Raw genomic sequence first — 19153 nt, forward strand, 5'->3', positions numbered from 1 at the left:
CACGCCCTCCTCGACGCCCATCGAAGCATCCTTCTCCCGCTTGCGGCGGGCTCGAAGACCCGGTGACGCGGTACCTGCCCACTCGACGCCCACCGAAGCGTCCTTCTCCCGCTTGCGGGGGAAGGTGCCGGCAGGCGGAAGGGGGCACGGCTCCCCGACTATCCCGCCTACACTCTCGCCATGTCCGCCACTCCGCCAAGCCACTATCCGGGCCTCGATCCGCTGCGCCTCGCCGCCGCCCTGGTGGTGCTCGGCTTCCACGCCATCGAAACCGCCGACTGGTCCGCCGGCCTCGCCGCGCACGGTGCCTGGGGCCTGCTGCGCGCCGGCTGGGTCGGCGTGGACGTGTTCTTCGTCATCAGCGGGCTCGTGATCGGCAGCAGCGCACTGCGCGGCGTGGAACGCGGCGGCGCGTGGCGCGGCGACTACTGGCGGCGGCGGCTCGCGCGTATCGTGCCGCTCTACCTTGTGACCTGCATCGTGTTCCTGGTGGCGATCGATGCCTCCGCCGTCACCGGGCCGGACGGCTGGACACAGGCGCTGAGTCACCTGTTCTTCGTCCACAACCTGTTTCCGCACACGCTGGCGACGATCAATCCGCCGAGCTGGTCGCTCGCCAACGAGATGCAGTTCTACCTGCTCGCGATGCTGGCCGCGCCGTGGCTGGTGCGGCTGCGGCCAATTACGCTGGCCGTCGGCAGCATCGTGCTGGCGCTGGTCTGGCGCGTGGGCGCATGGCAGGTGCTGCGTGCGCAGGGGATCGACGACGTCGGCCTGTTCAATTGGGCCACGCTCATCGCGCCGGGCATGCTCGACAGTTTCGGACTCGGTGTGGCGCTTGCGATCGCGCGCCGTCGCGGCGCGCCGCCGCCGCAGGGCGCGCGGCGCGCATGGCTGGTGGCGGGCGGCGTTGCGATGCTGCTGTTGCCGGCACTGTGGACCGAACCGATGGTGCGTGGCCGGCTGTGGGACACCCCGGCGATCGCGCTCGGCCTGCACACCTGGGCGGCGATCGGCGCGACGTGCCTCGTCTGGGCGCTGCATGCGGCGACGCCCGCACCGCGCTGGCGGGCGGCGTGGCTGCGTGCCGGCGAGCTGTCGTACGGCGTCTATCTCTGGCACGCCATCGTGCTGTTCGCGCTGCTCGCGCACACGCCGTGGCGCGGGCCCGCGCTGCTGGCCGCGTTGCTGCCGCCGACGCTGCTGCTGGCGTGGCTGGGCTGGGTGCTGGTCGAGCGGCCGATCCTGCGCCGCGCCGGTGCCGCTCAGTCGATCGGCAGCAGCAGCGTGAAGACGGTGTGACCTGCGCGCGACCGGTACGCGAGCGAGCCGCCGTGTTCGCGCGCCACCTGTTGCGCCAGGGTGAGTCCCAAGCCCGAGCCTTCGGCGCGGCCCGAGACCAGCGGCAGGAAGATGCGTTCGGCCAGGTCGTCCGGCACGCCGCGGCCGTCGTCCTCGATTTCCACGCGCAGCGCGATGCGCAGCGCGCGGTCGCCGATCAGCGCGTTGTGCTCGGCGCGCGTGCGCAGCTTCACTTCGCTGGCGCCGGCCTCCATCGCGTTGCGCACGAGGTTCCACAGCGCCTGGGTAAGGCGGTCGGCGTTGGCGGTGACCTCGGGCAGGCTCGGGTCGTAGTCGCGCAGCAGGCGCACGGACCAGCCGGCCTCGGCTTCGGCCAGCAGGCGCACGCGTTCGAGCGCTTCGTGCACGTTGGTGGGCGAGGTTTCTCCCGGCGGCGCCGGGTTCAGCAGCCGGTCGACGAGCGTGCCGAGGCGGTCCACCTCGTGCAGGATCACGTCGATGTAGCGGCGCGCATCGGCATCGTCGCTGCGCCGTGCCAGCAGCTGCGCCGCGCCCTTGAGCCCGGCGAGCGGATTCTTGACCTCGTGCGCGAGGCCCTTGAGCGCCGCGTGCAGCGCGCCGGGCAGGGTGTTGGCATAGTCCTCCAGCGGGAACTCGTCGGCCGGATGCACTTCGATCAGCACGCTGTCGTCCAGACGTGCGAGCCACAGATCGGCGAAGCGTTCGCCGGCCGCGTGCGCGCGCAGGCGCGCGCGGCGCGCGTGCAGCGGCGCGTCAGCACCGAGCGGCAGGCGCGCGAGCAGATCGGACAGGCGCGGCGGTTCCGCATCGATATCCTCGAGCGGCAGGCCGAGCAGGCGGCGCGGGCTGACGCCGAGCCAGCGCGCGAACGCGCCGTTGCAGCCGAGCAGCACGCCGGCGTGGTCGGTCCACGCCAGCGGCGTGCCGAGATGTTCGATGGTCGGCGGCGCCGCGGTCATCGGACGTGGAGCATGCGACGGCGTTCCGTCGGTGCGGTCAGGTCCGCGCCAGTGCGGTCGCGGCACGGGCCAGCGTCTCCACCTGGCTCCAGTCCTGCGCCGCAAGCGCGGCCTTCGGCGTGAGCCACGAGCCGCCGACGCACAGCACGTTCGGCAGCGCGAGATACGCCGGCGCGCTCTGCGGCGTGATGCCGCCGGTGGGGCAGAACATGGCCTGCGCCAGCGGCGCGGCGTAGCTGCCCAGCGCCGCGGCGCCGCCGATGGCTTCTGCCGGGAAGAACTTGAGCGTGGCGAACCCGGCCTCGAGCGAACGCATGATGTCGGACGCATTGGCGGTGCCGGGCAGCAGCGGCGCCGCAGTGGCGCGCGCGGCGTCGAGCAGCGCCGTCGTGCTGCCGGGCGACACGAGGAACATCGCGCCGGCCGCGAGCGCGGCATCGAGCTGCGCCGGCGTCAGCACCGTGCCGGCGCCGACCAGCGCCTCCGGCACCTCGTCCGCCACCGCGCGCACCGCGTCGAGCGCGATCGCGTTGCGCAGCGTAATCTCGATCGCACGGATGCCGCCGCGCACCAGGGCACGCGCCACCGCGACGGCTTCGGGCACGGACGCGGGCGTGTACACCGGCACCACGGGACCGGAACGGAGGATTTCGCGCAGGCGCGTCTCGACGGCAGACATCGGCGGGATTCCGGAGGGAGCAGGCCTGCGACTGTCGCCGCCCGCCGCGTCGAGCGCAAGCCCGCCGCCGCCCGCGCGCTGCGCCGCAGCGAGGGCGGCCGGCCGCAACTGGCTACAATCGCGCACCCGTCCGCGTGCGACCACCGATGCTGCAGATTTCCCCCACCGTGTCGATTCCCGACGCCGAACTCGAGGAACGCTTCGTGCGCGCCTCCGGGCCCGGCGGCCAGAACGTCAACAAGGTGTCGACCGCGGTCGAGCTGCGTTTCGATATCGCGCGCTCGCCGTCGCTCGACGACGCGCTGCGCGCACGCGTGCTGGCGCGGCGCGACCGGCGCGTGGACGGCAACGGCGTCATCCTGATTTCCGCGCAGCGTTTCCGTACCCAGGAACGCAATCGCGAAGACGCGCGCGCGCGCCTGGCCGCGCTGATCCAGAGCGTGCTCATCCCGCCCCGGCCGCGCGTGGCGACCAAACCCACGCGTGCCTCGAAGGAACGCCGGCTCAAATCGAAAAGCACGCGCGCCACTGTCAAGGGCCTGCGCACCGGCCGCGCGTGGAAAGACGACGCGTGACCGCATCGTCCGTGGCCGCATCGCATCCGGCGATGCCGCCGAACGCACCGCGCATCGGCGGCGCCGTCACCCGCGCCCTGGGTCGCGCCATCCTGCGCCTCGGCGGCTGGCGCATCGTCGGCGCGTTTCCCGACATTCCGCGCATGGTCATCATCGTGGCGCCGCATTCGTCCGCGTGGGACGCGATCTGGGGCCTCGCGGCCAAGCTCGCGATGGGCGTGGACATCGTCTTCCTCGCCAAGGCCGAACTGTTCCGCGGCCCGGTCGGCTGGGTGCTGCGCTGGCTCGGCGGCCGTCCGGTCAACCGCAGCCGCGCGCACGGCGTGGTGGAACAGGCGGTCGACACGCTGCGCAAACGCGATCGCCGCTGGCTGGTGCTTGCGCCCGAAGGCACGCGCCGGCGCGTGGAGACGTGGAAATCCGGTTTCCGCCACATCGCCCGCGCGGCGCAGGTGCCGGTGTTCTGCGCCGCGTTCCACTACCCCGATCGCCAGATCATCCTCGGCGAAGTCTTCGCAATGACCGACGATGCCGAGGCCGACATGGCGCGCATCCGCCGGTGGTACCGGCCGTTCGTCGGCAAGAATCGCGGGACGGTGTGATGGTGGAGTCCCGGATCGACACGTTCCTTCACGTCAGCCAAGTCGACAACGGTTCGGCGCTGGCGGCGCCGCTGTTTCAGCGCAAATTCGGCGCCGCGCCACCTACGCAGGGCCATCATTTCCTGGCGTTCCATCGCGATGCGGAAGGGCTGCTGCGCGTGCTTGGATACACCCATTTCACGCCCTTCGGCGACATCATGCTGGGCGGCGGCGCATGTACGGACGAACGCGTCCTGCGCCGCATGTCTGCGCCCGAACGTTCGGTGCTCGCGGAGGCCGGCGGTGCGTACTTCGTCCTGCTTCGGTATGCGATGGGGTGGCTGTCCGAACGCTGCGACGCGATGTTCGGGTACTGCGGCGATATTCGCGCCGAGGCGGTCGATATTCGCGCCGGATTCGAGAAAACCTCGCATCCGCACCTGTTGGTGCACTTCCACAAACCCATGCACGAAGTGCTGCAGCGCGCATTGATCGCCAAGGCAGCGGCCATCGGTCCGTTCTGAGGCGTGGCGTCAACCGAACGCGTCGCGCATCAGCGCTTCGAGTGTCTCCGCCGAATTCCAGTGCTGGCCACACACGTACCGCCCGAGCCGCCAGCGATCGGACCGGCCATGCACGGCGATCGGCTCGGTGCCGAATGCGGCATCGAGCCCGTGTCGCGCGCGTTGCAGCGGCAGGTACTCGTCCGCCAGATAATCGCCGACATCGCCGTAGGGATACGCGAACAGCCGCGTGCGCCGCGACGGCAGCGCGGCGTCGAGGTAGGCGCTCGCCTGCAGGATCTCGATGTCCGCCGCGGCCTGCGTGTCGACGTTGCGGAACGTGCCGCCGGGCAGGCCGGTGGCCGTCTGCGCGAGCGTGTCGTGCTGGTGGTCCCAGCTGTGGCTCTCGATCGCCATGCGGCCGCTGTCGAGCGCCGCCTGCCACCATTCCTCGCCCCACCATCCGCGACCGATCAGGCAGGTGCGATCAAGTTCCGCGCGCGCCTGCGGCGAGACGATCACGAAGCTGGTCATGTGCACCGGCACGCCGGGACGCGCCGCTTCCGCATCGCCGAGCACATTGGCGAAACTGCGCTGCATACCGAGCGTCGGATGTTCGAGATCGTGCCAGTCGAACCACGACCCGTCGTCGCAGCTCAGCGCCACGCAGCGCTCGGGCAACGTGTGCGGCGCATCGAGCGCATCGACCACGCGCTGCAGCGGCACCACCGGAATGCGCAACGCCGCGAGCGTGGCGAGGTCGGACGCCAGCGCGACATGATCGTTCTGCGCGTAGTCGTGCCCGAGCACGTTGTTGCTGTGGTAGGTGAGGACGGCGGCGCGCATCGGCGCAAGGATCGTCGATGGAACGACGGCGGGCAACCGCTGCAGCGCTTCACCGCTCCGAATGCCCGGCCTCGAAATAATCGCGCCGCGAGAACATCGCCGGCTTCACCAGATCCACGAACGCGCGCGCCTGGGGCGAGAGGTACTTGCCCTTGCGGATCACCACACCGTAGCTGCGCGGCGGGAAGTAATCGCGCAGGTTGCGGATGGCGAGGCGTTCGCGGTCCGTCTCGGAGATGCAGATGCCGGTGACGATGGAAATGCCCAGGCCCATCGCCACATATTGCTTGATGATCTCCCAGCCGCCCACCTCCAGCGCCACGGTGTACGGCACGCGGCGTTGCTGGAAGACGAGGTCGACGAGGCGGTAGGTGGTCAGGCGCTTCGGCGGCAGGATCAGGCCGTAGGGCGAGAGGTCGTCGAGCAGCAGCGGTGTCTTGCGCGCGAGCGGATGATCGGGCGGCGCGATCAGCATCGGATCGAAGCTCTGCACCGGTGCGTAGTCGAGGTCGTTCGGAACGTCGAGCATCGAGCCGACGGCGAGATCCACGTCGTCCGAGCGGATCATCGCCAGGCCATCCTTGCCGGTGACGTTGTGCAGTTTGAGCTGCACCTCCGGGTGCGACTCGCGGAAGGCCTGCACCAGCGGCGGCAGCAGGTAGAGGATGGTCGAACTGCCGGCGGCGATGTTGAGCTCGCCGGCCGCGAGGCCGCGCACGCGATTGCGGAACTCGCCGTCGATGGCGTCGACCCCGTCGACCAGCGGACGCGCCAGCTCGTACAGCGCCTGTCCTTCGTGCGTGAGGTTGATGCGCCGGCCCCGCCGCTCGAACAGCCGGGCGCCCAGCTCGGTCTCCAGCGCGCCCAGCTGCAGGCTCACGGCCGGCTGGCTCAGGAACAGCGCCTCGGCCGCGCGCGACACCGAGCCCAGCCGCGCGGTATGGCAAAACGCACGCAACTGCTTGAGCCTGCTGCCTTTGTAATAGTACCTGCTACCGGGATTTGCCATGGGTTTCGAGGGGTTGGGCCCGTACTCATGTTGCATCATTTGCTTTGTTAATGCATTGCATTGACATATTTGCGTGGCAAAACTCAAACGCGCGTTCTACCTTTGCTGCCCCGCAACACGCAGGACGTCCCGGCCATGGCAGACACTCCAACCCCTTCCGGCATCGCGCTGCACGGCGATGCCGTGGCCGGCCAGGACGGCGTGCTGCCCGGCGCCGCGCTCGAACTGCTGGCGGAACTGCATCGCCGCTTCGACCCGGCGCGCCAGGCGTTGCTGGCCGCGCGCGCCGCGCGCCAGGCCCGCTTCGACGCCGGCGAACTCCCCGACTTCCGTGCCGACACCCGCAACATCCGCGACGCCGACTGGCGCGTGGCGCCGATTCCCGCCGCACTGCAGGACCGCCGCGTGGAGATCACCGGCCCGGTCGACCGCAAGATGATCATCAACGCGCTGAACTCCGACGCGAAGGTGTTCATGGCCGACTTCGAGGACTCGTCCAGCCCCACCTGGGCGGCGATGGTCGAGGGGCAGGTCAACCTGCGCGACGCCGTCGCCGGCACGATTTCCTTCACCAGCGACACCGGCAAGCAGTACGCCCTGCGCGAGGACGCGCGCACCGTGCTGATCGTGCGGCCGCGCGGCTGGCATCTGCCGGAGAAGCACCTCACCGTCGACGGGGCGTCGATCTCCGGCAGCCTCTTCGACCTCGCGCTGTTCGCCTTCCACAACGCCGCGTCGCTGCACGCGAAGGACCGCGGTCCGTATTTCTACCTGCCCAAGCTGCAGGCGATGGAAGAAGCCGCGCTGTGGGACGAGGTGATGGCCTTCCTCGAAGTGCGCCTCGGCCTGCCGATCGGCACGATGAAGGCCACCGTGCTGATCGAAACGCTGCCGGCCGTGTTCGAGATGGACGAAATCCTGCACGCGCTGCGCGGCCGCATCGTCGGCCTCAACTGCGGCCGCTGGGACTACATCTTTTCCTACATCAAGACCTTCCGCCGCCACGCCGACCGCGTGCTGCCGGAGCGCAGCCAGATCGGCATGACGGTGCCGTTCCTCAAGCACTACTCCGAGCTGCTGATCAAGACCTGCCACCGACGCGGGGCCCACGCGATGGGCGGCATGGCCGCGCAGATCCCGATCGCGAACGATGCCGATGCCAACGCCGCCGCAATGGAGCGGGTGCGCAACGACAAGCTGCGCGAAGTGAAGAACGGCCACGACGGCACGTGGGTGGCGCATCCGGGCCTGATCCCGATCGCGCAGGGTGTGTTCGACGAATACATGCCGACGCCGAACCAGCATTCGACGCTGCGCGAGGACGTCGTGGCCGATCGCGACACGCTGATCGCGCCGAGCACAGGTTCGATCACGCGCAGCGGCTTCATCAACAACGTCGATGTCTGCGTGCGGTATCTCGCGGCGTGGCTCGATGGTCTGGGCTGCGTGCCGATCCACCACCTGATGGAAGACGCCGCAACGGCCGAGATCGGGCGCGCGCAGCTGTGGCAGTGGCTGCACGTCGGCGGGCAAGTGCTCGACGACGGTGCGCCGATCGACTTCGTGCTGTTCGACGACGTGCTCGCGACGGTGGCGCATCGCCTGCCGGAGTCCGGGTTGCCGGGCCAGACGCGCATCGACGAGGCGGCGGCGTTGCTCGGCGAACTCACGCATGCCGACACGCTGGCGGATTTCCTCACGTTGCCGGCGTACGAGCGCCTGTGATTCCAAACCACGTCCCCATCCCGTTGTCCCGGCGAACGCCGGGACCCAGTGGCGCTGCTCGTGCTACCCCATTAGCCAGCCGCCTGAAAGCGAAACAACGTCACTGGGTCCCGGCGTTCGCCGGGACGACGGGGTAGGGAATCGCGCCACGCACATTGCCCTGTTTCCGCACCACCACCGGCCAAGGACGCCGGTGCCGCCGAAGGAAGGGTCGGCCCCCGCCACGGACAGCCCCCGCCCCACCACCCACGCCTTGCCTCCGCCCATCCGCACAGGACCACCACCATGAGCATCCAGCCCCTCTCCGCCGAACAACTGAAACTCGACTGGGCCAACAACGCCCGCTGGGCCGGCATCGACCGCCCGTACACCGCCGAGGACGTCGTCCGTCTGCGCGGCACCGTACACGTCGAGCATTCGCTGGCTCGCCTGGGCGCCGAGAAGCTCTGGAAATACCTGCACACCAAGCCCTTCGTGAACGCGCTCGGTGCGCTCACCGGCAACCAGGCCATGCAGCAGGTCAAGGCCGGCCTCAACGCGATCTATCTCTCCGGCTGGCAGGTGGCGGCGGACGCCAACCTCGGCAGCCAGATGTATCCCGACCAGTCGCTGTACCCGGCCGACTCCGTGCCCGCCGTGGTCAAGCGCATCAACAACACCCTGCTGCGCGCCGACCAGATCCAGCACTCGGAAGGCAAGGGCGACATCGACTTCCTGCAGCCGATCGTGGCCGACGCCGAAGCCGGTTTCGGCGGCGTGCTCAACGCCTACGAACTGATGAAGGGCATGATCGAAGCCGGCGCCGCCGGCGTGCACTTCGAAGATCAGCTCGCCTCGGTGAAGAAGTGCGGCCACATGGGCGGCAAGGTGCTGGTGCCGACGCGCGAAGCGGTCGAAAAACTCGTCGCCGCGCGCCTCGCCGCCGACGTCGCCGGCATCCCGACGCTCATCGTCGCGCGCACCGACGCCGAAGCCGCCGACCTCATCACCTCCGACATCGACGACAACGACAAACCCTTCACCACCGGCGAGCGCACCGTCGAAGGGTTCTACAAGACGAAAAACGGCCTCGACCAGGCCATCAGCCGCGGCCTCGCCTACGCGCCGTACGCCGACCTCGTCTGGTGCGAAACCGGCAAGCCGGATCTCGAATTCGCGCGCAAGTTCGCCGAGGCGATCCACGCCAAATTCCCCGGCAAGCTGCTGGCCTACAACTGCAGCCCGAGCTTCAACTGGAAGAAGAACCTCGACGACGCCACCATCGCGAAGTTCCAGAAGGAAATCGCGGGCTACGGCTACAAGTTCCAGTTCATCACGCTGGCCGGCTTCCATGCGCTGAACTACTCGATGTTCAACCTCGCCTACGGCTACGCGCGCAACCAGATGAGCGCGTTCGTCGAGCTGCAGGAGGCCGAATTCGCCGCCGCCGATCGCGGCTTTACCGCGGTCAAGCACCAGCGCGAAGTGGGCACCGGCTACTTCGACGCACTCACGCAGACGATCCAGCGCGGCCAATCGTCGACGACGGCGCTGAAGGGCTCGACCGAGGAAGAGCAGTTCCACGACGAGAAATCCGCCGCCTGACCGCGGCGAGTCCTGCGTCGGCACCACACGGCGCGGGTAAAACGCAAAAGGCCGAAACGCGAGGTTTCGGCCTTTTGTCCGTGCGCATCCGCATCGCGTGCGCGATGCGGACCGACGCTGTCCGGCGGCTCAGACTTCGAGCATCTTCGGGATCATCGGATTGCCGGCGAGCGCGATCGTCACGACGCGGTCGCGCACCGAACGCAGTGCTTCCTTCGAGGCGAGGTTGTTCGGGCGGAAGCAGCCGCCGGCCTGGATCGTGTCCGGCACCGACGGCGCGCCCGGCAGCTGCGCGAACGCAGCGCCCAGGTCGGCCATGAACAACGCGCGGTAGTCGTCGTCCTCGGCGAGCTTCTCGAACAGGCAGCGCATCTGTTCCAGGTTCAGCGGCCACTGTTTCGGCGCAAAGGAGAAGCCGGCGTCGTTGGCGATGACGGTGTTGGCGGCGGTGTCGTTGGCGAAGATGGTGTTCATGGGGTGTGTGCTCCGGAAATGGTTTCGAGATGGATTTTTGAGAGTGGGTAACGAAGCGTGGCTCAGACTTCGAGCATCTTCGGGATCATCGGATTGCCGGCGAGCGCGATCGTCACGACGCGGTCGCGCACCGAACGCAGTGCTTCCTTCGAGGCGAGGTTGTTCGGGCGGAAGCAGCCGCCGGCCTGGATCGTGTCCGGCACCGACGGCGCGCCCGGCAGCTGCGCGAACGCAGCGCCCAGGTCGGCCATGAACAACGCGCGGTAGTCGTCGTCCTCGGCGAGCTTCTCGAACAGGCAGCGCATCTGTTCCAGGTTCAGCGGCCACTGTTTCGGCGCAAAGGAGAAGCCGGCGTCGTTGGCGATGACGGTGTTGGCGGCGGTGTCGTTGGCGAAGATGGTGTTCATGGGGTGTGTGCTCCGGAAATGGTTTCGAGATGGATTTTTGAGAGTGGGTAACGAAGCGTGGCTCAGACTTCGAGCATCTTCGGGATCATCGGATTGCCGGCGAGCGCGATCGTCACGACGCGGTCGCGCACGCTGCGCAGCGCTTCCTTCGAAGCAAGGTTGTTCGGGCGGAAGCAGCCGCCGGCCTGGATCGTGTCCGGCACCGACGGCGCGCCCGGAAGCTGCGCGAACGCGGCGCCGAGGTCGGCCATGAACAGCGCGCGGTAGTCGTCGTCTTCGGCGAGCTTCTCGAACAGGCAGCGCATCTGCTCGAGGTTCAGCGGCCACTGCTTCGGCGCGAAGGAAAAGCCGGCGTCGTTGGCGATGGTGGCGGTGGTGTCGTTGGCGATGATCGTGTTCATTGGGTGAGCTCCTGAAATTGTTTCGAATGAGTTTTTGAGAATTGGCAGCGAAGCGTGGCTCAGACTTCGAGCATCTTCGGGATCATCGGATTGCCGGCGAGCGCGATCGTCACGACGCGGTCGCGCACGGCGCGCAGCGCCTCTTTCGAAGCGAGGTTGTTCGGGCGGAAGCAGCCGCCGGCGACAAGGCCTGCGGGAACGGCGGGCGCGCCCGGCAGCTGCGCTAACGCGGCGCCCAGGTCGGCCATGAACAACGCGCGGTAGTCGTCGTCCTCGGCGAGCTTCTCGAACAGGCAGCGCATCTGCTCGAGGTTCAGCGGCCACTGCTTCGGGGCGAAGGAGAAGCCGGCGTCGTTGGCGATGGTGGTGTTGGCGGCGGTGTCGTTGGCGAAAATGGTGTTCATGTGTGTGCTCCGGAAATGGTTTCGAGATGGATTTTTGAGGGTGGCTAACGAAGCGCGGCTCAGACTTCGAGCATCTTCGGGATCATCGGATTGCCGGCGAGTGCGATCGTCACGACGCGGTCGCGCACGCCGCGCAGTGCTTCCTTAGACGCGAGATTGTTCGGGCGGAAGCAGCCGCCGGCGACGAGGCCTGCGGGAACGGCGGGCGCGCCCGGCAGCTGCGCGAACGCGGCGCCGAGGTCGGCCATGAACAGCGCGCGGTAGTCGTCGTCTTCGGCGAGCTTCTCGAACAGGCAGCGCATCTGCTCGAGGTTCAGCGGCCACTGCTTCGGCGCGAAGGAAAAGCCGGCGTCGTTGGCGATGGCGGCGGTGCGGGAAACGAGCGTGTCGGTGTGCATGATGAAAACTCCTTGGGATGGTGACGCGGAAAGAAACGACGGGATGGAACATCGGTACGACATGCAAGAACGGTGACCCCTGACGCAATCCACACGTGCGCGCTGCGCTGGCAGCACACACGCTGAACAATCCTGGTGGAGCCGAGCGCGCGCCCCCGCACGCTGCGTTGCCGCGACGACGCGCGTCGTGGCCGACTTGGTTAAGCTTCCCGAACAGCCGACGCTGTGGCGCCGTCATCCGGCGGACACGGCTGCGCCCCCGGTCGCAACGCTCCGCGTGCACATGGCCGGGCCTTCGGACACGAGCAGAACGGACGATCGACCATATGGGCACCTCCCACGGGCACGGCAACGGCGAAGACGGTTCGGAGCGCGGTCGCAGTCCGCAGGACAGGGCGGACAGAACAGCCGCGCGCACGACCGTATCACACGCCAGACGCTGCAGCATCGTGCTGCTGGAGCCGCGCGAACGCGCCGATTTCGACCTCGATGAATTGATCCGTGGCGGTACCGGCCTGCGTATGTCCCTGCTCTGGATTGCGCTTGCGCCGCATCTGGATCGGGAAGTCGAGGTGACCCGGGACGAATGCAATCTCCTCGGACAGGTGCGCAGCACCGAATGGGCGCCGGTGGACGGACTGCGCGAACGCTTCGGCGCGGCCGCGGTGGATCGCCTGCTCGGCATCGGGCTGTTGATCGGCGACGACGAGGCGGGCGCGCACTGGCGCGATCGCGACGAGCGCCTGACCGACACGCACTGGCATCCGCTGTCGGCGGTCTCGCACACCTTCCAGCGCTGGCGCGACGTGGATTCGTCGGCGGCGCTGGACGAGTCGGGCATGCGCAGTTTCCGCGACCTGATCGACAAGCTGGGCGAGCCGCCGCCGGCCGTGCTCGAGCGCGTGCCGGCGGCACTGCGCGTGGCGCTGCCGCGGACGCCGGATTCACCGCTGTCGACGCTGCTGCAACAGCGCACCACGTGCCGCAACTTCGACCGCGCCCGGCCGTTGCCCGCCGCGACGCTTGCCGCGCTGCTGGAGTGCGTGTTCGCGGCCCAGGCCGTGCATGCGGTGACGGACACCGCGGCGGTGCTGAAGAAGAACAGTCCCTCGGGCGGCGGCCTGCATCCGACCGAGGCGTACCTGCTGCTCCAGCATGTCGACGGTGTCGCGCCGGGTCTGTATCACTATCACGCGACCGGGCACGCACTGGAACCGCTGCCGTGTCCGGACGCGCAGGATCCGGCGGCGCTCGCGGCCCTGGCGCAGCGCATGGTGGCGGGGCAGCACTGGTTCGCCGATGCGCACGTGCTCGTGGTGCTGGCGTCGCGCGTCTACCGCAGCTTCTGGAAATACCGCAGCCACCCGAAGGGATACCGCGCGCTGGTGTTCGACGCGGGCCACCTTTCGCAGAACCTCTACCTCGCCGCCACCGAGCTCGGGCTGGCCGCCTTCATCACGGCAGCCATCAACGAAGCCGAGTCCGAACGCGTGTTTGGCCTCGACCACCTGCAGGAACCGCCGCTGGCGATCTGCGGATTCGGCTGGCGAAGCCAGACCCGCGAGACGGTGGAATTCGATCCGCTCGGGCGCGTCTGGGGCCAGTAAACGCCCCATCCGGGTGCAAACGCCCGTCTCAGGGGCCTTGCGACACGCATCGCGGTGCAGCGACACGCAAGTTTGCGCGACCGACCCCGCCATTGTGCAACGGAACGGCGTAGGATTGCGTCGTAACCGACTGACGCGGTGAGCAAATCGGAGCCTGCCGGTATCGGACCGGTGCCTGCCCTCCGGGACGCTTGGCCGCTTCACCGCGCGGCCGGTTCGCAGATCGAGGACAGGGTGAACGACGCACGCGAACGAGCAGCAGCACCGCTGAGCGCCGGCCGGCCGACGCGCGGTCGCGTCGTGCTCGTGTGCGACGAGCGCGAGCTGGCGTTGTGCGTCGAACGCCTGGACTACGCGCCCGCCACGCGCCGCCAGCGTCGGCACGAGCAGACCGCGGCCGCCCTCGCCGAACGCCACGCCGGCCGCGAGCTTGCGCGCGGCGACCAGCGAAGGCTCGAGTTTCCGCACGCGGCGGCGGCGATCGCCTATGCAATGGAATTCCAGCGCGCGGTCCGCGCCTACCCGGAGGCCGGGCTGCCGCACGGCATCGGCATCGGCATCGACACCGCGCCGGCCGTGCTCGGCAACACCGCCGACGCGCAGCTCGACCCCACGCTCGCCGCCGCGCTGTCGCAGCTGGCCTGTCCCGGCCAGACCCTGTTTTCGCCCGATCTGCCGGCCGCGCGCCGGGCCGAGGCGGAAACCCGCAGCACGGTGCGCTGGCTGACGCACGGCGCCTACCGGCTGGCGGGCATCGCACGTTCGGTCACCGTGCACGAAGTGGGCGAAGTGGACCGCGCGCCGCTGCGGCGTCCGCGCGGCGACAGCGTTTCCGCCTGGCGCGAGGCGCCGTGGTGGCGCCGCCCGCTGGCCGTGGCCGCGGAGCTGATCGTGGGCATCGGCCTGCTCGGCGTCGTCGGACTGCTGGCGCTGCGCACCACGCCCGCCACGGCGTTCATGGAGCGCGACTGGGTGGTCATGGGCGATCTGCGCAACCTCAGCGGCGACCCCGGATTCGACGACGCCATCGAGGAAGCGCTGCGCATCGCGCTGGCCGAGTCGGGCTTCGTCAACGTGGTGTCCGATCGCATGGTCAGCGACACGCTGCAGCGCATGCAGCGCGCCGCGGACGCCAAGATCGGCCGCACCCTGGGTTCGGAGATCGCGTTGCGCACCGGCGCGCGCGTGCTGGTGCTGCCCACCGTGGCCGATGTCGGCGCACGGCTGCGGGTGAGCGTGGAAATCGTCGACCCCAACACCGGCTCCACCCTGTTCGCGCGGTTTGCCGACAGCGCGCGCGGCAGCGACGTGATGGGCGCGATCGACAGCGTCGCCGGCGAGCTGCGCACCGCGCTCGGCGAAACCCTGCGCGGCACCGAGGTCGGCACGCCGCTGCCGGAAGTGGCCACCAACAGCATCGAGGCGCTGAAGGTCTACGCGATGGGCCTGAAGGCCTACAACGGCACCGTGCCGCTCGAGGCGCTGACGCTGTTCCAGCGCGCGGTGGCCCTCGACCCCGAGTTCGGCCTGGCCTGGATCGGCGTCACGCGTTCGCTCAACCGGCTCGATCGGCTCGACGCCGCCAAGGCCGCGTCCGAGCGTGCACTGGCGCTGCGCCATCGCCTGCCGCCGGCCGACGCGCTCTACATCGAGGCCTGGAACCTCAGCCTGGGTCCGCCGGGTCCGGCGCTGCAGAAGTGGCGCGAACTGATCGAGAAATATCCCGACCATCTCGCCGGCATCTACACCTACGCCTTTTTCCGCTATCGGCTGGAGAACGACTTCACCGAGTGCGAGCGCGTCACGCGCCGCCTGGACGTGCCGCAGAATCCGACGCTGAGCGAGGATCTCTATCTGCACGCCAGTTGCCTCGCCGGCATCGAACGCTTCGCCGAAGCGCGTGCGGTGTTCGAACGCTCGCTCGCACTGGGCTCCAGCGGCAACCTCATCGAATATGCCGACATGCTCGCCGCGCAGCGCGATTACGCCGGGGCGGAAGCGGTGCTGGCGCTGCACCCCACGCAGGAAACCGAAGCCAAGAACATGGAGCGCGAGCGGCCGTCGGTGATGTACGCGGCCGACCGCGGCAGCTGGAACGAAGCGCTCGCGGCGGCCGACTATCTCGTCGATCACAGTGCGCTGTATGCCAACGGCTCGTATTACGAAGCGCTCGCCTGGCAGACCAGCCTGCGCTCGTACACCCGCGACACCGGCATGCTGGCGACCGCGATCGCCGGGTGGATCGAACAGGAGCGCAAGCGCGAAGTGCCGGTGGACACGCTGTACCGCGAACAGCAGTTGTTCGGTGCACTCGCCGCGGGCTACCTCGCGATGCGCGCCGAAGCGCCACAGCTGGCGCAGACGGCGATGGAACTGGCCGGCGCCCGTGCACGCGCCAGCCAGTACCCGCTGCACATCGAAGTGCTGGAACTGATGGAAGCCGAACGCGAGCGCGTGGAAGGCCGCCCGCTGCAATCCATCGCGCGTCTGCGTCCGCTGCTGACCGGCAACGAGCTGTATCAGACCCACAGCGCGCTCAAGCGCGCCTACGCCGACGCCGGCCAGTGGGCCCAGGCGCGCACCGAGGCCGAATGGCTCGCCACCCACCGCGGCCGTGCCTACGCCGAACGCACGCACCGTCCGCTGCTGATGGCGCTGAACGTGGTCGACTCGAACCTCGCCCTGCTCGACGATGCGGAATTCTCGCTGCAACTGGGCGAGCCGCGCCGCGCGCAGGAAAAGTACGAGGCCTTCCTCGAAGTCTGGCCGCACGCCGAAAGCATCGCGTGGCTGCGTCCGCGGCTCGACGCGATGGAGCGCGGGCTCGCGCAAACCACGCCGCGCGCCTGACGACGGACGCGTGCCGGACTCGTGTCCGGTCGCGAGCACCATCGCACCATCGATCCATGACCGGCTGCCCTGTCGCGCGGTAACGCCTTGGTGATTGCGACTTGGAACGGATGGCGAAACGCCGCCGCATATGCCGGTCACCTCGTCGGCCAGACGCGGCGACGCATTGCCGGCATTCCAGCTGCAGACCCTCGACGGTCGACGCATCGACAATGCCAGCCTCGAAGGCAGGCCGACGCTGCTGAGCTTCCACTTCGCCGAGTGCGTGCGTGTATTGCCGAGATTCCGACGCTCAATGCCTTCGCACGCAGCAACCCGCAGTTCAACGTGTTCGCGGTGACGTTCGACGACATGGCGACCGCGACAACCTTCGCCACCGCACACGGGTACGACTGGCCCATCCTCGCCGACGCGCAGGACTTCATCGATACGCTCGGCATCAAGGTCTATCCGTCGATGATGCTCGTGGATGCGGCGGGCATCGTGCGCGCGTTCGAAACCGGAAGCGAGCGCCTCACCGACGACGTGCAGCTGCGTGATTGGGCGCAGGCGGCGCTCGACGGCACGCGCTGAGCGCGGCGCGATGCATCCTGCAAGCTTCCATGCGGGTGCGAGGTGCCCTATGGTATGGGCGACGCCGTCGATCCGATGTCGGCGGGCGATGGCCGCTCGCACAAGGCATCGGTGCCGGAGTCGGGGGTGGACGCGGTGTGCCGCGTCCGTGGCACAGGGGAGGGCACGACGGCGGCCATCGGCCGCACAGGCGGAGCCTGCGATGAATCGTTCCATGCGACATCTGGCGATCGCGGCGCTTGCCGGCACCGCGATCGCACCGGCATCGGCCACCACGCTGATCGTCGAGGCCAGCGGCTTCGACGACAGCAGCGGACAGGCCGTGGCCGAAGTGTTTTCGAGCCGCGCCGGGTTCCTCAAGCAGGCGCGCTACACGCAGGCACAGGCCATCGTCGACGGGCAGCCGGTGCGCTGGCAGTTCGATGGCCTCGCACCGAGCGACTACGCGGTGCGCGTGTGGCACGACATCAACGGCAACGGCGAACCGGATCGTCGTGCGTTCGGCCGCAACGAGCCGATGGTGTTTTCCAACGGAGTGCGGGATGCGCGTCCGGACTGGAGCGAGGTCACGGTGACGCTCGGCCCGGATCCGGTGACGGTCGCGGTCGATCTGCGCGACACCGGCGAGTGACGCGCCGCAGCGCATTTCAGGCGTTGCGGTCCAGCCTGCGATAACCGATCGCCTCGGTCAGGTGCGCGGTGCCGATGCGCTCGGCGCCGGCGAGGTCCGCGATGCTGCGCGCCACGCGCAGGATGCGCTGGCTGGCACGCGCGGACAGGCGCAGGCGGTCGATCGCGCGTTCGAGCAGGGCCTGGTCGCCGGCGGCGAGCGCGCAGTGCTGTTCGGTCTCGCGCTGGCCGAGATGGGCGTTGGCCTTGCCGGCGCGTTCGATCTGCCGCGCGCGCGCGGCCAGCACGCGCGCGCGGACAGTGGCGCTCGATTCGCCGCCCGGTGCGTCCGGACGCAGCTCCGACGCGGGCACACGCGGCACGGGAATCTGCAGGTCGATGCGATCGAGCAGCGGCCCCGATACGCGCCCGCGGTAGCGCGCGACCTGGTCCGCGCTGCAGTTGCAACGACCCGACGGATCGCCGGCCCAGCCGCACGGACACGGATTCATCGCCGCGATCAGCTGGAACCGCGCCGGAAACTCCGCCTGCCGCGCCGCACGCGAGATCGTCACGCGGCCGCTCTCCAGCGGCTCGCGCAGCACCTCCAGCACGCGCCGGTCCCATTCGGGCAATTCGTCGAGGAACAGCACGCCGCAGTGCGCGAGGCTGATCTCGCCGGGGCGCGGCACCGAGCCGCCGCCGACGAGCGCGACACCGCTCGCGGTGTGGTGCGGCGCGCGGTACGGCGGCTCGCGCCAGCGCGCGAGCTCGAAACCACGACCCGAGATCGAGGCGATGGCGGCGCAGTCCAGCGCCTGCGCTTCGTCCAGCGGCGGCAGGATCGACGGCAGCCGTGCCGCCAGCATCGACTTGCCGCTGCCGGGCGGACCGCTCATCAGCAGGTTGTGCGCGCCGGCGGCCGCCACTTCGAGCGCGCGGCGCGCCTGCGCCTGGCCACGCACCTCGGCAAGATCGGGCAGGGCGATGTCGGCCGGCAGCGCCGGCGGCGCCACGCGCGCGGCCAGCACCGGTTCGCCGCGCAGGAAGGCGCTCACCTGCAGCAGCGTGGTCGCGGTCAGGGTGCCGGCGTAACTCGACAGACCGGCCTCGCCCGCGTTCGCCGCCGGCAGCACGATGCCGCGTTGCGCGCGCGCCGCCGCCAGCACCGCGGGCAGCACGCCGTCGATGCCGCGCAGCTCGCCGGTGAGCGCCAGTTCGCCGAGGAACTCGTTGTCCGCGAGTGCGTCGCGCGGCAGCTGCCCGGACGCGACAAGGATGCCGAGCGCGATCGGAAGATCGAAGCGTCCGCCGTCCTTCGGCAGATCGGCCGGCGACAGGTTGACCGTGATGCGCCGCTGCGGAAATTCAAACTGCGAACACAGGATCGCGGCGCGCACGCGGTCCTTGCTTTCGCGCACCGCGGCGTCGGGCAGGCCGACGATGGACAGCGCCGGCAGGCCGCCGCTCAGATGCACTTCGACCCGCACCGGCGGCGCGGCGACGCCCGACTGGGCACGGCTGTGGACGAGCGCGAGACTCATGGGCATTCCCTTGCCGGAATTGCGTGGGTGCGGCGCGTGGCCAACCGCGACCGCGCCGTGCGTCGTCGCGGCGCCGGTCGGATGCGGGCGTCAGCGCAGGGC

Annotated in this window: 20 protein-coding genes; 10 read left to right on the top strand and 10 right to left on the bottom strand. The window is 69.4% G+C overall.

The window, feature by feature from the left end:
- Window positions 1–180 precede the first annotated feature (180 nt).
- Window positions 181–1302 carry an acyltransferase family protein gene (locus HNQ52_RS06720; protein ID WP_183960335.1) on the top strand — a complete coding sequence of 374 codons (1122 nt, stop codon included), beginning with the start codon at window positions 181–183 and terminating at the stop codon, window positions 1300–1302.
- Here the strand turns inward: HNQ52_RS06720 and HNQ52_RS06725 are convergent.
- Complete coding sequence (locus tag HNQ52_RS06725; RefSeq protein WP_183960336.1) at window positions 1266–2282, bottom strand: two-component system sensor histidine kinase NtrB; 1017 nt, start codon at window positions 2280–2282, stop codon at window positions 1266–1268. The genes HNQ52_RS06720 and HNQ52_RS06725 overlap by 37 nt on opposite strands.
- A 37-nt stretch (window positions 2283–2319) precedes the next feature.
- The gene (gene eda / locus HNQ52_RS06730) at window positions 2320–2961 is read right to left on the bottom strand and encodes a bifunctional 4-hydroxy-2-oxoglutarate aldolase/2-dehydro-3-deoxy-phosphogluconate aldolase (RefSeq protein WP_183960337.1); all 642 of its coding nucleotides are present in this window, start codon (window positions 2959–2961) and stop codon (window positions 2320–2322) included.
- A 146-nt stretch (window positions 2962–3107) separates the two neighbouring features.
- Here eda and arfB point away from each other — a divergent pair, with 146 nt between their 5' ends.
- From arfB to HNQ52_RS06745, 3 genes are read left to right on the top strand one after another with little or no spacing between them, the layout of a single operon-like run.
- Window positions 3108–3536: an alternative ribosome rescue aminoacyl-tRNA hydrolase ArfB gene (arfB, locus tag HNQ52_RS06735; protein ID WP_183960338.1), complete on the top strand. Its 429-nt coding sequence runs from the start codon at window positions 3108–3110 to the stop codon at window positions 3534–3536.
- Window positions 3537–3568: 32 nt separating this feature from the next.
- Window positions 3569–4138, top strand: a complete 570-nt coding sequence (locus HNQ52_RS06740; protein WP_183960726.1) for a 1-acyl-sn-glycerol-3-phosphate acyltransferase — start codon at window positions 3569–3571, stop codon at window positions 4136–4138.
- On the top strand, window positions 4138–4641 hold the full coding sequence (locus HNQ52_RS06745; protein WP_183960339.1) for a hypothetical protein: 504 nt from the start codon (window positions 4138–4140) through the stop codon (window positions 4639–4641). Before HNQ52_RS06740 ends, HNQ52_RS06745 begins: the two co-directional genes overlap by 1 nt.
- Before the next feature lie 9 nt (window positions 4642–4650).
- Here HNQ52_RS06745 and HNQ52_RS06750 read toward each other — a convergent pair whose 3' ends face one another.
- Complete coding sequence (locus HNQ52_RS06750; protein WP_183960340.1) at window positions 4651–5466, bottom strand: polysaccharide deacetylase family protein; 816 nt, start codon at window positions 5464–5466, stop codon at window positions 4651–4653.
- A gap of 49 nt (window positions 5467–5515) precedes the next feature.
- Window positions 5516–6475 carry a LysR family transcriptional regulator gene (locus HNQ52_RS06755; protein WP_183960341.1) on the bottom strand — a complete coding sequence of 320 codons (960 nt, stop codon included), beginning with the start codon at window positions 6473–6475 and terminating at the stop codon, window positions 5516–5518.
- A gap of 135 nt (window positions 6476–6610) precedes the next feature.
- Here HNQ52_RS06755 and aceB point away from each other — a divergent pair, with 135 nt between their 5' ends.
- Window positions 6611–8200 carry a malate synthase A gene (aceB, locus tag HNQ52_RS06760; RefSeq protein ID WP_183960342.1) on the top strand — a complete coding sequence of 530 codons (1590 nt, stop codon included), beginning with the start codon at window positions 6611–6613 and terminating at the stop codon, window positions 8198–8200.
- A gap of 285 nt (window positions 8201–8485) precedes the next feature.
- Window positions 8486–9784, top strand: coding sequence for an isocitrate lyase (aceA, locus tag HNQ52_RS06765; RefSeq protein WP_183960343.1), 1299 nt, complete (start codon window positions 8486–8488; stop codon window positions 9782–9784).
- Window positions 9785–9913: 129 nt separating this feature from the next.
- Here aceA and HNQ52_RS06770 read toward each other — a convergent pair whose 3' ends face one another.
- From HNQ52_RS06770 to HNQ52_RS06790, 5 genes are all read right to left on the bottom strand, one after another.
- Entirely contained in the window at window positions 9914–10258 is a 345-nt protein-coding gene (locus tag HNQ52_RS06770) for an NHLP-related RiPP peptide (RefSeq protein ID WP_183960344.1), read from the bottom strand.
- Window positions 10259–10320: 62 nt separating this feature from the next.
- The gene (locus HNQ52_RS06775; RefSeq protein ID WP_183960344.1) at window positions 10321–10665 is read right to left on the bottom strand and encodes an NHLP-related RiPP peptide; all 345 of its coding nucleotides are present in this window, start codon (window positions 10663–10665) and stop codon (window positions 10321–10323) included.
- 62 nt (window positions 10666–10727) lie between these two features.
- Entirely contained in the window at window positions 10728–11066 is a 339-nt protein-coding gene (locus HNQ52_RS06780) for an NHLP-related RiPP peptide (protein ID WP_183960345.1), read from the bottom strand.
- A gap of 59 nt (window positions 11067–11125) precedes the next feature.
- Window positions 11126–11470 carry an NHLP-related RiPP peptide gene (locus HNQ52_RS06785; protein ID WP_183960346.1) on the bottom strand — a complete coding sequence of 115 codons (345 nt, stop codon included), beginning with the start codon at window positions 11468–11470 and terminating at the stop codon, window positions 11126–11128.
- A 59-nt stretch (window positions 11471–11529) separates the two neighbouring features.
- Complete coding sequence (locus HNQ52_RS06790) at window positions 11530–11868, bottom strand: NHLP-related RiPP peptide (protein ID WP_183960347.1); 339 nt, start codon at window positions 11866–11868, stop codon at window positions 11530–11532.
- Window positions 11869–12314: 446 nt separating this feature from the next.
- Here HNQ52_RS06790 and HNQ52_RS06795 point away from each other — a divergent pair, with 446 nt between their 5' ends.
- The 4 genes from HNQ52_RS06795 to HNQ52_RS06810 all read left to right on the top strand — a co-directional run bounded on the left by HNQ52_RS06795 (window position 12315) and on the right by HNQ52_RS06810 (window position 17529).
- A complete protein-coding gene (locus HNQ52_RS06795) occupies window positions 12315–13475 on the top strand; it encodes a putative peptide maturation dehydrogenase (protein ID WP_343059263.1) in 1161 nt (386 codons plus the stop codon).
- A gap of 234 nt (window positions 13476–13709) precedes the next feature.
- A complete protein-coding gene (locus HNQ52_RS06800) occupies window positions 13710–16325 on the top strand; it encodes a putative peptide modification system cyclase (protein ID WP_183960349.1) in 2616 nt (871 codons plus the stop codon).
- A gap of 261 nt (window positions 16326–16586) precedes the next feature.
- Window positions 16587–16898 carry a redoxin family protein gene (locus HNQ52_RS17540; protein ID WP_183960350.1) on the top strand — a complete coding sequence of 104 codons (312 nt, stop codon included), beginning with the start codon at window positions 16587–16589 and terminating at the stop codon, window positions 16896–16898.
- A 202-nt stretch (window positions 16899–17100) separates the two neighbouring features.
- Window positions 17101–17529, top strand: a complete 429-nt coding sequence (locus HNQ52_RS06810) for a DUF2141 domain-containing protein (protein WP_183960351.1) — start codon at window positions 17101–17103, stop codon at window positions 17527–17529.
- Between the two features lie 16 nt (window positions 17530–17545).
- Here the strand turns inward: HNQ52_RS06810 and HNQ52_RS06815 are convergent, their stop codons facing one another.
- A complete protein-coding gene (locus HNQ52_RS06815) occupies window positions 17546–19051 on the bottom strand; it encodes a YifB family Mg chelatase-like AAA ATPase (RefSeq protein ID WP_183960352.1) in 1506 nt (501 codons plus the stop codon).
- Window positions 19052–19153: the final 102 nt, after the last annotated feature.

The organism is Chiayiivirga flava (assembly GCF_014202825.1).
Lineage (GTDB): Bacteria > Pseudomonadota > Gammaproteobacteria > Xanthomonadales > Xanthomonadaceae > Chiayiivirga > Chiayiivirga flava.